Origin of the sequence: Streptomyces sp. B93 (assembly GCF_018070565.1) — a bacterium.
Taxonomy (GTDB): domain Bacteria; phylum Actinomycetota; class Actinomycetes; order Streptomycetales; family Streptomycetaceae; genus Streptomyces.
This window is the reverse complement of the sequence record NZ_JAGPXL010000026.1, coordinates 59,319-72,072: the sequence shown is the minus strand read 5'-3', so window position 1 is coordinate 72,072 and position 12,754 is coordinate 59,319. Positions and strand designations below refer to the sequence as shown.

The 12,754-nt window shown below is 74.0% G+C and carries 11 protein-coding genes and 1 pseudogene; 7 read left to right on the top strand and 5 right to left on the bottom strand.

The genetic code is table 11. The features are described 5' to 3' along the window. Nucleotides 1-69: 69 nt before the first annotated feature. Entirely contained in the window at nt 70-1,164 is a 1,095-nt protein-coding gene (locus tag KBY47_RS23375; RefSeq protein WP_210923812.1) for a DUF5925 domain-containing protein, read from the top strand. Nucleotides 1,165-1,174: 10 nt separating this feature from the next. After that, on the top strand, nt 1,175-2,011 hold the full coding sequence (locus tag KBY47_RS23370) for a DUF72 domain-containing protein (RefSeq protein WP_210923810.1): 837 nt from the start codon (nt 1,175-1,177) through the stop codon (nt 2,009-2,011). On the opposite strand, the gene KBY47_RS23365 is transcribed toward KBY47_RS23370, so the two are convergent. Then, nucleotides 1,999-2,376, bottom strand: a complete 378-nt coding sequence (locus tag KBY47_RS23365) for a GntR family transcriptional regulator (RefSeq protein WP_210923809.1) — start codon at nt 2,374-2,376, stop codon at nt 1,999-2,001. The two genes, KBY47_RS23370 and KBY47_RS23365, sit on opposite strands and share 13 nt — an antisense overlap. Nucleotides 2,377-2,445: 69 nt before the next feature. On the opposite strand from KBY47_RS23365, the gene KBY47_RS23360 reads away from it, so the two are divergent. Together KBY47_RS23360 and KBY47_RS23355 are read left to right on the top strand one after the other, a co-directional pair. Continuing rightward, nucleotides 2,446-3,375 (top strand): GNAT family N-acetyltransferase, encoded by a 930-nt coding sequence (locus KBY47_RS23360; protein WP_210923808.1) that lies wholly within the window; start codon nt 2,446-2,448, stop codon nt 3,373-3,375. Then, on the top strand, nt 3,356-3,859 hold the full coding sequence (locus tag KBY47_RS23355) for a DUF402 domain-containing protein (RefSeq protein ID WP_210923804.1): 504 nt from the start codon (nt 3,356-3,358) through the stop codon (nt 3,857-3,859). Before KBY47_RS23360 ends, KBY47_RS23355 begins: the two co-directional genes overlap by 20 nt. On the opposite strand, the gene KBY47_RS23350 is transcribed toward KBY47_RS23355, so the two are convergent. Beyond that, complete coding sequence (locus tag KBY47_RS23350; protein ID WP_210923802.1) at nt 3,849-4,439, bottom strand: bifunctional 2-polyprenyl-6-hydroxyphenol methylase/3-demethylubiquinol 3-O-methyltransferase UbiG; 591 nt, start codon at nt 4,437-4,439, stop codon at nt 3,849-3,851. The two genes, KBY47_RS23355 and KBY47_RS23350, sit on opposite strands and share 11 nt — an antisense overlap. Nucleotides 4,440-4,577: 138 nt before the next feature. Here KBY47_RS23350 and KBY47_RS23345 point away from each other — a divergent pair, with 138 nt between their 5' ends. Together KBY47_RS23345 and KBY47_RS23340 are read left to right on the top strand one after the other, a co-directional pair. After that, the gene (locus KBY47_RS23345) at nt 4,578-4,721 is read left to right on the top strand and encodes a hypothetical protein (protein ID WP_210923800.1); all 144 of its coding nucleotides are present in this window, start codon (nt 4,578-4,580) and stop codon (nt 4,719-4,721) included. A 190-nt stretch (nt 4,722-4,911) separates the two neighbouring features. Next, nucleotides 4,912-5,967, top strand: coding sequence for a lytic polysaccharide monooxygenase (locus KBY47_RS23340; RefSeq protein WP_210923798.1), 1,056 nt, complete (start codon nt 4,912-4,914; stop codon nt 5,965-5,967). Nucleotides 5,968-6,039: 72 nt separating this feature from the next. Here the strand turns inward: KBY47_RS23340 and KBY47_RS23335 are convergent, their stop codons facing one another. The 3 genes from KBY47_RS23335 to KBY47_RS23325 all read right to left on the bottom strand — a co-directional run bounded on the left by KBY47_RS23335 (nt 6,040) and on the right by KBY47_RS23325 (nt 11,537). Beyond that, nucleotides 6,040-6,903, bottom strand: coding sequence for a triacylglycerol lipase (locus KBY47_RS23335; protein WP_210923796.1), 864 nt, complete (start codon nt 6,901-6,903; stop codon nt 6,040-6,042). A 177-nt stretch (nt 6,904-7,080) separates the two neighbouring features. Further along, a complete protein-coding gene (locus tag KBY47_RS23330) occupies nt 7,081-8,043 on the bottom strand; it encodes a hypothetical protein (RefSeq protein ID WP_210923794.1) in 963 nt (320 codons plus the stop codon). Beyond that, the gene (locus tag KBY47_RS23325; protein ID WP_210923792.1) at nt 8,040-11,537 is read right to left on the bottom strand and encodes a DNA polymerase III subunit alpha; all 3,498 of its coding nucleotides are present in this window, start codon (nt 11,535-11,537) and stop codon (nt 8,040-8,042) included. The genes KBY47_RS23330 and KBY47_RS23325 overlap by 4 nt, the downstream gene beginning before the upstream one ends. Before the next feature lie 144 nt (nt 11,538-11,681). On the opposite strand from KBY47_RS23325, the pseudogene KBY47_RS23320 reads away from it, so the two are divergent. Further along, a pseudogene (locus KBY47_RS23320) lies at nt 11,682-12,717 on the top strand (DUF3533 domain-containing protein). The last annotated feature ends 37 nt before the right edge of the window (nt 12,718-12,754 follow it).

The following is a 12,754-nucleotide window of genomic DNA, read 5'->3' as shown; positions in this document are numbered from 1 at the left end:
GATACCGACACTTTCCGCGACCCTCGGAAACCGGGTGCGGGCGGCGTCCCGGTGCCCGATCATGGCGGCATGTCTGCGAACCCTCACGACGCGCTGCCGATCCGGCTCAACGTCGACGACAGCGACTCACCCGCCGATGTCGTCGACGCGCTGTTCCTCGGCCGCTTCGCCATGGGCGAGCAGCCGTACTCGCACTCCTCGAACATCGACCGGGTCCGCTCCGGCGCGACCCTGCTGCCGCAGAGCGCGCGCGTCCTGCGCATCGCCCGCGACGACGACCGCAGCGCCACCCTCGCCGAGGGCGACGGCTGGACCCTGCTGGTCTCCCGCTGGAACCGCGGCGCCGACGTCACGGTCACCGCGACCAGCGCCGAACTGGCCGCGAAGGTGCTGGACGAGGCCACCGACGGCGCGGCCGACGAGCCCGAACCCCAGCCGGAGAACGTGACCATGGGCTTCTGGTACGTCTCCCCGCGCCGCGGCCCGCACCGCACCACCCGGCAGATCTCCGCCGGTACCTGGGACGAGGTGCGCCCCAACTACACGGCGCCGGTCGCGGAGGCGATGGACCGGCTGATGAAGACCACGCCCGAGGACATCGCGGGCCGTCTCCTGCTGCTGCACGGCCCGCCCGGCACCGGCAAGACCTCCGCGCTGCGCACCCTGGCCCGTTCCTGGCGGGACTGGTGCCAGGTCGACTGCGTCCTCGACCCCGAGCGGCTCTTCTCCGACGTCGGCTATCTGATGGACATCGCGATCGGCGAGGACGACTCCACGGGCAAGGGCCGCTGGCGGCTGCTGCTCCTGGAGGACTGCGACGAGCTGATCCGCGGCGAGGCCAAGCACACCGCGGGCCAGGCCCTGTCCCGGCTGCTGAACCTCACCGACGGCCTGCTCGGCCAGGGCCGCAACGTCCTGGTCGGCGTCACCACCAACGAGGACCTCGAACGCCTGCACCCCGCCGTCGTCCGCCCGGGCCGCTGCCTCGCCCGCATCGAGGTCGGCCCGCTCACCCGCGCCGAGTCGGTGGCCTGGCTGGGCACCGAGGAGGGCGTCGGCCGCGAGGGCGCCAGCCTGGCGGAGCTGTACGCCCTGCGCCGGGGCACCTCACCGACCGCGCTGCCGGAGCCGCGCGGCGGGGCGGACGCGGGGCTGTATCTGTAACCCTGGACGTATGACGCTGTACGTCGGCACGTCGGGATGGCAGTACAAGGACTGGAAGGGCGTCCTGTACCCGCCGGACGTGCCCGTACGCCGCTGGCTGGAGGAGTACGCGGCGCACTTCGCGACGGTGGAGCTGAACAACGCCTTCTACCGGCTGCCGACCAGGGAGAACTTCGAGGCCTGGCGGGAGCGGGTGCCGCCGGACTTCGTCGTCGCGGTCAAGGCCAGCCGCTACCTCACCCACATCAAGCGGCTGAAGGACCCAGAGGAGCCGGTGCACCGGCTGCTGAGCCACGCCTCCGGCCTCGGCGACCGGCTCGGCCCGGTCCTCCTCCAGCTGCCACCGACCCTGCGCGCCGACGCGGGCCTCCTGGACGCCTGCCTGGCCTGCTTCCCGCCCGGCGTACGGGTCGCGGTCGAACCCCGCCACGACTCCTGGTGGACCCCCGAGGTCCGCCGCACCCTGGAGTCCCGCGGCGCGGCCCTGTGCTGGGCCGACGTCCTCTCCCGCCCGGTGACCCCCCTGTGGCGCACCGCCGACTGGGGCTACGTCCGCCTCCACCAGGGCCGGGCCAGCCCATGGCCGCGCTACGGCCACCGTGCACTCCACTCCTGGGCGACGCGCATCGCCGCGGCCTTCCCCACCGACGCCGACGTGTACACGTACTTCAACAACGACCCGGGCGGAGCGGCGATCCTGGACGCGGCGGCGTTCGCGACAGTGGCGGCGCCGATGGGCCTGACGGCCACCCGCACCCACCCAGGGGCGCGGGGAACTGCGCGACAAGCCACGACGCACCCGCACCCGACGTCAAACCCCCACCCCCACGACGCTCACACCCCATAAACCGCCCGCAACGCATCCCGCACCGCGGCCAGCGCATCCCCCTCCGAAACCCCCAGCCGCCGGGCCCGCAAGGCATACGCCTCCGCCCCCGCGGCGACCTCCCGCTCCGCCGCGGAGCCCGCGGCAGCGACGAACGTCCCGTTGCGCCCCCGCGTCTCGATCACCCCGTCCGTCTCCAGCGCCCGGTACGCCTTGGCGACCGTGTTCGCGGCCAGCCCCAGGGACTCCGCGAGCCCCCGCACGGTCGGCAGCCGGTAGCCCACGGGCAGCTCACCCGAGCGCGCCCGGGCGGAGATCTGCGCGCGCACCTGCTCGTACGGCGGCCCGGCCGCGGCACTGTCATCGATCTGGATCCTCAAGGTCACGGGCCGATTGTCCCGTACCCGGGAAAAATGAGAGGCATCCCGGCAGGCCGCCCCGTAGCGTGCCGCCGTATGACAGTGATCGTGCGCGCCCTGCGCCCCGACGTCCCCGCCGACGTCGAGGGCTTCGTACGGGTCAGACAACTCGCGCTCCCGTACATGCTGAACACCCCGGAGTCGGTGGCGCACAGCGTGACCCACACCCACCCGGACGCCCACTGGCGCGCCCTCGTCGCGGAACAGGACGGCGAGGTCATCGGCACCGCCCAGGCCGGGCTCGCCCATGACAGCCCGGAGCCGGGCCAGGGGAACGTCAACGTGTACGTGCGTCCGGACCGCACCGGACGGGGCGCGGGTTCGCTGCTGGTGCGCACGGCGGAGGAGCACCTGGCGGCGCACGGCGCGACGAAGCTGTTCAGCTGGGTCCTGGACGAGCCCGGCAACCGCGCCTTCGCCGAGGCGCACGGCTACCGCCCGAGCCGCTCGGCGCACTTCCTGCGCCTGGACCTGGCCCACGGCACGCTGCCGCCCCGCCAGGAGCCGCCGCACGGCGTGACGCTGCGGACCGCCGCCGACTACGCGGACGACCCGCGCCCGATGTTCGAACTGGACGCGGAGACGACGTCCGACGAACCGGGCGACGTCGGCGTGGAGTTCACCGACTACGAGGCCTGGCTCGTGGAGACCTGGCGGCACCCCCTGCTCGACCTCGGGCTGACCTCCGTGGCGGTGGCCGACGGCCGCCCGGTCGCGTTCAGCGCCGCGTACACCGACGGCGGCTCCCGGTACGCGACCGCGATGACCGGTACGTCCCGCGCCTTCCGGGGCCGCGGTCTGGCCAAGCTCGCCAAGAACGACTCCCTGCACCGCGCCCGCGCGGCCGGGTACACGGAGGCGTTCACCGGCAACGACGCCGGGAACGGGCCGATGCTCGCGATCAACAAGTGGTTCGGCTACGAGATCTGCGCGACGGAGGTGCGCCATGTCCGGGAACTTTGCTGACCTGCCGGAGCGGGTGGACGTCGTCCTGGTGAAGGCGGGCCGGACGAAGATCCGTTACCCGGCGGAGCTGCTCACCGACGACGGCACCCGGATCACGGTCCGGGCCCCCTGGGCGAACTCCGGCACCCGCGACTTCGGCTTCGTCCGCTTCGAGGCGGAGGACGTCTTCACCGAGCACTACTGGCGGGACCGCTGGTACTCGGTGAAGGAGGTCCGGGCCGCCGACGGGACGCTGAAGGGCTGGTACTGCGACATCACCCGGCCCGCCGTCCGCTCCGGCGGTGAGCTGGTCGTCGAGGACCTCGACCTGGACCTGTGGCGCTCCGCCGACGGCACGGACGTACGGCGTCTGGACGAGGACGAGTTCGCGGTGAGCGGGCTCACGGCGGCCGATCCCGGGGCCGCGGCGGCGGCCGTGGCGGCGCTGGACGAGCTGGAGTCGAGGGCCCGCCGGAGCGACTGGGAGAGCTGGCTCACGCCGTAGCCACCACCGCGTACCGCTCGTCGTCGACCGTCCTCCCCCACAGCAGCGGGTCGCCGGACAGCCGCTCCAGGCGTATGTGCCCGGCGAGCGGCTGAAGGAGGGCGGTGAGTCGGTCGGCGGGGATGCCCACGGGGCTGACCGTGCCCCACACGCCCTCCACCAGCAGCAGCCGTCCGCCCGGCCGCAGCAGACCCCACCAGTGCCGCAGCGCGCGGGCCGGGTCGGGGAGGGTCCACAGCACATGCCGGACGAGGACGACGTCGTAGCGCTGCTCGCCGACCGGTGGTGCCGCCGCGTCACCGACGAGGAACGCGGCGTCACGCCCGGCGAGCTTGGCGCGCGCCCGCTCCACCATCGCCGGGGACAGGTCGACGCCGGTGACCCGGTGTCCCTGTTCGGCGGCGAGGAGTGACAGGCTGCCGGTACCGCAGCCCAGGTCGAGCAGGTCGCAGCCCCGCCCGGGCAGCCAGGAGCGCAGCCGCCCCGCCCAGGCGCCGCGCACCGCGGGGTCGCGCAGTCCGTGATCGGGCTCGTCGTCGAAGGCGGCGGCCCGCGCGTCCCAGTCCACGTGTTCCGTCATGGCCCAAGAGTGACACCCGCCACTGACAGTCGATTCGTGACAGCCGCCACTGACAGGCCGGCGGCGATGAGGAACTCTCGCCGAAAGGGTCTACCTCCGTGAGAACACGGAACACGGTAGGCACTCAAGGAGGCACTCATGCGCCGAGTGACACTGCACAAGCCCCCTACGACGAGGAACGCCCGCCGACTCCGCGAGGAGGCCGAGGAACTCCCGGCGGAGCGCCCCGAGGTGCGCAAGGACATCGCCCGCACCTGGTGGCCGGAGGCCGAGCGACCATGAGCGCGCCTCCCCGGGCGAACCTCAGCCCAGCCTGAGCACTTCCTTAAAGCGAGCATAAGGATCTCCTTCCACGGCCTTCAGCAGGCGATTTCGCGGTGCGCCGGGGCTAACTTCTGATCACCCCACGGGATTCGCCGGGGGCGTCCGACAGGACTCGTCCCCACCCGCCGTCACCGTTCAGGAGTTCCCCATGCCCGCACGCCGCAAGGCCGTCGCCGCAGCCGCCCTCGGTATCGCCCCGCTCGCCCTCACCGCCCTGTCCGCCGCCCCGGCGGCCGCGCACGGTTCGATGGGCGACCCGGTCAGCCGGGTCGCGCAGTGCTACGCGGAGGGGCCGGAGAGCCCGCGTTCGGACGCGTGCAAGGCGGCGGTCGCGGCCGGGGGCACCCAGGCGCTCTACGACTGGAACGGCATCCGCATCGGCAACGCGGCCGGGCAGCACCAGGCGCTCATCCCGGACGGCAAGCTGTGCAGCGCGAACAACGACGCGTTCAAGGGGCTCGACCTGGCCCGCGCCGACTGGCCCGCGACCGGCGTGAGCAGTGGCTCGTACACCTTCAAGTACCGTGTCACCGCCCCGCACAAGGGCACCTTCAAGGTCTACCTCACCAAGCCCGGCTACGACCCGGCACAGCCCCTCGCCTGGGACGACCTGGACCTGGCCAACCCGGTGGCGACGGCGACCGATCCGGCCGCGACAGACGGCTTCTACACGTTCTCCGGCACCCTGCCCGAGCGTTCCGGCCAGCACCTGCTGTACGCGGTATGGCAGCGCTCGGACAGCCCGGAGGCGTTCTACTCCTGCTCGGACGTGACGTTCGGCCAAAGCGGCGGCACGGCGGCGGACGGCGGCGAGACGGCCGACGGCGGCACCGCCGACAACGGTGGCGGCACCGAAGAGGCCGCCGCCCCCGCCCCCGCCGCGTCCGCCCCCTCCGACGAGCAGATCGAGGCCGCCGCCGAGCACTCGACCGTCGAGAACCACGGCCACGGCGACGACGACCCGCAGACCACGGCCGAACCGGCCGCGGCGGGGTCCACCCCGGACACCCCGGACACCCCGGAGGCCGGGGCCGCCAACCAGCCCAAGGCGGCGGGCAGCACCGCCAACCTCGCCGAGACCGGCGGCGACGGCACCACCCCCTACCTCGCGGTCGGCGGCGCCGCGGCGCTGGCTGTCGGCGCGGCGGCCCTGTTCGCGTCGGTGCGGCGGCGGGCGGTCGGCGGCGGACGGCACGGCCGCTGACCCAGGAGGCTCCGCGCGGGGTCCGACCGGCGGCTCAGGCCGGTCGGACCCCGGCGGCATGCCCGGTGCCGGTCAGCTGAACACGGACGCGCAGGTGGTGGGCCTGGCGTGCGCCGGGTCCAGGGCGTTGGCCACCTCGTGGAAGGCGATCCGGTCCAGCAGCCCGATCGCCAGGTGCTCGGAGAGGTCGACCGGGCACAGGTCCTGGAGCAGGACGTTGCGGACACCGGGCCCGTCCAGGTACTGGCTGCGGTACGGGGTGACCACCTGGTCGTACCGGGTGGCGATGACCGTGTAGCGGACGCCGGGCACGGTGTCGCCACCCTCGTTGAGCTTGGTGAGGAAGGCGGAGCCGGGGATCTGGTCGGCCAGGGCCGGGGTGGCCGCGGAGAGCAGGTCCTCGGCGCCGGGGAAGTACGGCAGCAGGCCGGTCAGGCCGCTCAGGGTCGCGCCGTGGTTGCTGGGGGCGATGCCGATCAGGGCGTTGACCTCGTCGGCACCGCCGAGGAACTTGAGGTAGTGGCGCGGCATCATGCCGCCCTGGGAGTGACCGACGAGGTCGGCCTCGGCGGCGCCGGTCGCGGCGAGCACCTTGTCGACGAAGGCGTCGAGCTGCTCGGCCGACTTGTCGATGGGTCCGAGGCCGTGGAAGAACGGCACGCCGGGGAGTTGTCCGTAGTCGAGCGAGAAGACGCAGTAGCCGCGCTTGGTCAGATAGGGCGCGAGGCCCAGCCAGTTGTCGACGGAGTTGCCGAGGGTGCCGTGGACGAGGACGACGGGGCGGGGGTGGGCGGCGGAGGGCTTGCAGGAGTAGTTGTTCCAGCCGCTCGACGGGGCGTCCGCCGCGTGTGCGGAGGTGGCGGCGGGGAGGGTGGCGACCGTGGCGGTCAGCAGCAGTGCGGCGACGGATCTGAGCGCGCGTTTCCAGGGCAGCATCGAGTGATCTCCTTGCGGCTCAAGGGAGTGGGGACTGCCTTACGCCCTGTGATCCGGATCACGGGATGCCGTTCACTTGTCAAGTTACGGTCGGGTAGCCAAAGTTGAGAAGCTACGCGCCAGTAAAAACTTTCACCGCTAAGCGGCATTTCCGCACATCACGCACCCCCTGACCCGTTACGCCGCCAGCCTCCCCGGCATCACCGCCCGCGGCCCGAACTTCGCCCGCGCGCGGTCGGCCACCTCCTCGATACGGCGGACCCGCTCGTCCACGGGGTCGAAGGTGAGCTGGTGGGAGGCCTGTTCGGCGGGGCTCAGGCCCTCGGCGCGCAGGGTGATCGCGCGGACGCGGGCGCGTTGGAGGGCGAGCGCGTCGTACAGGTCGTAGGCGGTCCTCGTCAGGGCGGGCGAGTGCGCGGTCGGCTCGGGGAGGGTGCGGGAGCGGGTGGTCGCGGACCGGTCGGCGTAGCGCACGGTCAGGGTGAGGGTGCGGCAGACCTTCTCGACGGCGCGCAGCCGGACGCCCAGTTCCTCGGCGGCGCAGACCAGCGCGCGGCGGTGGTGCTCGGGGTTCAGCTCGTCGCGGTCGAAGCGGCGCTCCTCGGCCAGGGACCGTGAGACGCCGTTGGGCACCACGCGGCCGCGGTCGACGCCGTTGGCCTTCTCGTGCAGTTCGCGGCCCGCCCGCGCGCCGACCAGCCGCTGGAGCGTGGACAGCGGCGCGGCGGCGACCCGGCCGAGGGTGTCGAGGCCGTATTCGCACAGGGTGCGGGCGGTCGCGGTGCCGACGCCGGGGAGCGCGGTGACGGGCAGGCCGGCGATGCCGTCCGGGCCCGCGGGGAGCACCCGGGTGACGCCGGGGCGGGCGTCGCGCAGCGCCATCCGGGCGAGCATCGGTCCGGGTCCGGCGCCGATCGCGCAGTCCACGCCGTGCAGGGCGAGCGCGCGGACCCGGATCACGGCGGCCAGCTCCACCGCCGTACGCCCGAAGTACCGTTCGGCGCCCCGCAGATCGGCCAGCGCCCCGTCCGGTGGCAGCGCCTCGACGACGGGCGTGAACTCCTCCAGCAGCCCGAGCAGCCCGGGCAGGGCCGCCTCGTACATCGGCGGCAGCTGGAAACGTACGCAGAGGATCGTCATCCCGCACTCCCCGGGCTCTGGTGCCACAACTTCCTTCCGACCGCGGGTCCTTCACCCGCGGGACGCAGATCCGCCCAGGGGTGCATCTCGTACCCCGTGGACATGCGGATGCGCCGCTGTTCCATCGCGTCCTGGGCGGCCGAGCCCGCCGGTGCGGGCGCCCCCTCGGACCCGGCGAGGCGCCGCCGCGCGGGCCCTTCGCCGTCGTCGTCGGGCGGGGCGCCGGGCCCGGGGCCCTCGGCCAGCCGCGCGGCGACCCCCTCCAGCCCTTCCTCCCGCCGCACCTCCAGCAGTTCGGCGAGGTTCCACGCCGCCGCGCCCACCACGCTGAGGCTGCGCGGGCCGCGGCGCTGCACGACCCCGCGCACCAGCAGCAGCCAGGAGTGGAAGACGGTGTGCGCGCAGGCGTCGTGGGAGTCGTCGAAGAAGGCGAGGTCGACCAGGCCGGTGCCGTCGTCCAGGGTGGAGAAGATGACCCGCTTGCCGGACCGGACGGGCGGCGTCTGGGTGGCCGCCTTGGCGCCCGCGACCAGCACGGTCTCCCCGTGCCGCGCCTCGCGCAGCCGCCGGGCGGAGACGACGCCCAGCTCGTCGAGGAAGGCCCGGTGGTCGTCCATCAGGTTGCGGGAGGCGTCCATCGACAGCACGCCCAGTTCGGCGCTGAGCTTCTCCGCCTCGGACAGGTCGGGCAGCCCGGCGGAGGCGGTACGGCGGCCTCCGGACAGCGGGAGCTGGTCGCCGCGTCCGCCGCGGGCGCCGCGGTGCAGTTCGGTCAGGTGCAGCTGGAGGTCGCGGCGGTTGGCACCGAACTCGTCCAGCGCGCCGACCTGTGCCAGCCGCTGGGCGACGGGGCGGCTGGGCCGGGCCCGTTCCCAGAAGTCGAGCAGGGAGGCGTACGGCTGTGCGTCGGCGATCCGCGCCGCCTCGGCCTCGCTGATGCCGTGCACATCGGAGAGGGCCAACCGCAGCCCCCACTTACCGGACACCAGTTCGATACGATGTGCGACCCCCGACCTGTTCACGTCCAGCGGCAGCACGGGCACCCCCTGCCGCCGCGCGTCCGCCAGCAGCAGCCGCTTCGGGTACATCCCGGGGTCGTGCGTGAGCAACCCGGCGTAGAAGGCGGCCGGGTGATGGGCCTTCAGCCACGCGGACTGGTACGTCGGCACGGCGAACGCGACCGCGTGCGCCTTGCAGAAGCCGTAGGAACCGAACGCCTCGACGATCTCCCAGGTCCGCTGAATCGTTTCCGCGTCATAGCCCTTCGCCGCCGCGTGCTGCGCGAACCAGACCCGGAGGCGCCCCTGCGACTCCGGGTCGGACAGCCCGCGCCGCACCCGGTCGGCCTCGTCGCGCCCGCAGCCGGTCATGATGTCGACGATGTGGATGATCTGCTCGTGGAAGACGACGACGCCGTACGTCTCCCTCAGCGGCCCCTCCAGGTCCGGGTGCGGGTAGCGCACCGGCGCCCGGCCGTGCCGGGCCTCGATGAACGGCCGCACCATGTCGGCGGCGACCGGGCCGGGCCGGAACAGCGAGATGTCCACCACCAGGTCGTGGAAGGTCGCGGGCTGGAGCCGCCCGACCAGGTCCCGCTGCCCCGGCGACTCGATCTGGAAGCAGCCCAGCGTCTCCGCGGACCGGATCAGCCGGTACGTCGCCGGGTCGCCGTCCGGCACCGCGTCCAGGTCGATCCGCTCCCCCGCGGCCCGCTCCACCTCGGCGACCGCGTGCGCCATCGCCGACTGCATCCGCACCCCGAGCACGTCCAGCTTGAGCAGCCCCAGGTCCTCCACGTCGTCCTTGTCGAACTGCGCCATCGGGAACCCCTCGCCGCTGGTCGGCATCACCGGCGTACGCGCGTGCAGCGAGGCGTCGGAGAGCAGCACCCCGCACGGGTGCATCGCGACCCCGCGCGGGAGCGCGTCCAGCGCCTCGACCAGCTCCCAGAGCCTGCCGTAGCGCTCCCGCTCCCCGGCCAGTTCGCGCAGCTCGGGCAGTTCGTCGAGGGCCGCGCGGGCGTCGCGGGCGCGGATGTGCGGGAAGGACTTGGCGATCCGGTCGATGTCGGCCGGGTCCATCGACAGGGCGGCGCCGACGTCCCGGATGGCGTGCCGTACCCGGTACGTCTCCGGCATCGCGACCGTCGCCACCCGCTCGGCGCCGAACCGGCCGATGATCGCCCGGTAGACCTCCAGACGGCGCGCGGACTCCACGTCGACGTCGATGTCCGGCAGCACCATCCGGCGCTTGGACAGGAACCGCTCCATCAGCAGCCCGTGCTCGACCGGGTCGGCGTGCGCGATGCCGAGCAGGTGGTTGACGAGGGAGCCCGCGCCGGAGCCGCGCGCGGCGACCCGGACGCCCATCTCCCGTACGTCGTCGACGACCTGGGCGACCGTCAGGAAGTAGGAGGCGAAGCCGTGGTGGGCGATGATGTCCAGCTCCTGGTGCATCCGCTCCCAGTAGGCGCGGCGGCCGGTGTAGCCGAGCCGCAGCATGCCCGCCGCGGCGCGGGAGGCGAGCACCCGCTGGGCGGTGCGGCGCCCGGCGCCGACCAGGTGCGGCTCGGGGAAGTGGACGGTGCCGATGCCGAGGTCGTCCTCGGGGTCGACCAGGCACTCGGCGGCGGTCGCCCGGGTCTGCTCCAGCAGCCGGTGCGCGGCCTCGCGCCCAAAGCCCGCCGCCTCCACGATCCGCTCGGCGGCGCCCAGCATGGCCCCGGCGTCCTTGAGCCACGCCTCGCCGGAGTCGAGCCCCTTGGCCGGGTCGACGGGGACGAGGCGCCGGGCGGCGTCCAGCACGTCGGCGACCGGGCCCATGCCGGGGTCGGCGTAGCGGACGGCGTTGCTGAGCACCGGCCGGACGCCCTGCTCGGCGGCGAAGCCGACGGTACGGGCGGCCAGCCGCAGCGAGCCGGGTCCGGTGCCGGTGCGGCCGTGCCAGACGGCCTCCAGGCGCAGGGCGTCGCCGTACACCTCCCGCCAGGGCGCCAGCAGCCGGGCCGCGCGGTCGGGGCGGCCCGCGGCGAGGGCGCGGCCCACGTCGGAGTCGGGGCCGAGCAGCACGGTCAGGCCGTCGGCGTGGTTGTCGGGCCAGGTCAGCAGGGGCAGGTCGGGGGCGCGGTGGGCGGCGGTGACCAGGCGGCACAGGTCGGCCCAGCCGCGGGCGCCGTCGCGGGCGAGGAAGGTCACCCGGGGTGTCGACTCGTCGATGAAGGCACCGCCGCGCACGGGGGTCCGGCGGCGCCGCTCGGGCCGGGTGCCGTCCGGCTCGGGGGCGGTCACCGCCAGCTCCGCCCCGAACAGCGGACGGACGCCCGCCCTGGCGCAGGCCTTGGCGAACCGGACGGCGCCCGCGACGGTGTCCCGGTCGGTGAGGGCGAGGGCGTCCATGCCCCGCTCCCCGGCACGCTCCGCCAGCCGTTCCGGGTGCGAGGCTCCATGGCGCAGGGAGAACCCGGAGACGGTGTGCAGATGCGTGAAGCCCGGCATCCGCACCTCCTACCGTCGACCACTATCGAACATCCGTTCCCAACCTGCTCACCCCCACCATAGACCAAAACTCGAACATCCGTACGACAACCGTTCGGCCGCCTCCCACCTGCGCAAACGCCCCCCGCCCAGGACTGTGGGGACATGACACAGAGCCCGTTCCTCCGCGAGGTGAAGGACGCCGTCACCCCCCCGGGCCACCCTGCTGGTGATCGGTGTGATCGCGCTCCAGCTGCTGTTCATCGCCTCGTACGTGGGAGCGCTGCACGATCCGAGACCCCGGGACGTGCCCTTCGGGGTGGTGGCGCCCCAGGCCGCCGCCGAGCGGACGGTGACCCGGCTGGAGCGGCTTCCCGGCGACCCGCTGGACCCGCGCACGGTCACCGACGAGGCGACCGCCCGGCGGCAGATCCTGGACCGGGAGACCGACGGCGCGCTGATCGTGGACCCGGGCGGCACCCGGGACACCCTCCTGGTCGCCTCCGGCGGCGGCAGCGCCCTGGCCACCACCCTGGAGGGCCTGGTCACCGGCCTGGAGCGGGCCGAGGGACGGACCGTGCGGACCGTCGACGTCGCCCCCGCCTCGGACCGGGACTTCGACGGGCTGTCGTCCTTCTACCTGGTCGTGGGGTGGTGCGTCGGCGGCTACCTGTGCGCCTCGGTGCTCGCGATCAGCGCCGGCGCCCGGCCCGCCAACCCGCGCCGGGCCGCGGTCCGGCTGCTGGTGATGGCCCTGGTGGCGATCGTCGGCGGCCTCGGCGGCGCGGTGATCGTCGGGCCGGTCCTGGACGCGCTGCCCGGGAGCGTGGTCGACCTCTGGGGGCTCGGTGCCCTGCTCACCTTCGCGGTGGGCGCCGCCACCCTCGCCCTCCAGGGCCTCTTCGGGATCGTCGGCATCGGGCTCGCCATCCTGCTCGTGGTGATCGCGGGCAACCCGAGCGCGGGCGGCGCCTTCCCGCTGCCGATGCTGCCGCCGTTCTGGCAGGCGATCGGCCCGGCGCTGCCCCCGGGCGCGGGCACCTGGACGGCCCGCTCCATCGCCTACTTCGAGGGCAACGACACCACCGCCCCACTGCTGGTGCTGTGGGCCTGGGCGGTCGGGGGCGTGGTGGTCACCATGCTGGCGGCGGCGCTGCGGCTCAGACGGGCGGCGGCGGAGCTGCCCGCGCGGGCCCCCTGACGGGACGGCGGAGGTCCCGCCCCTCGCGCGCGGGGCG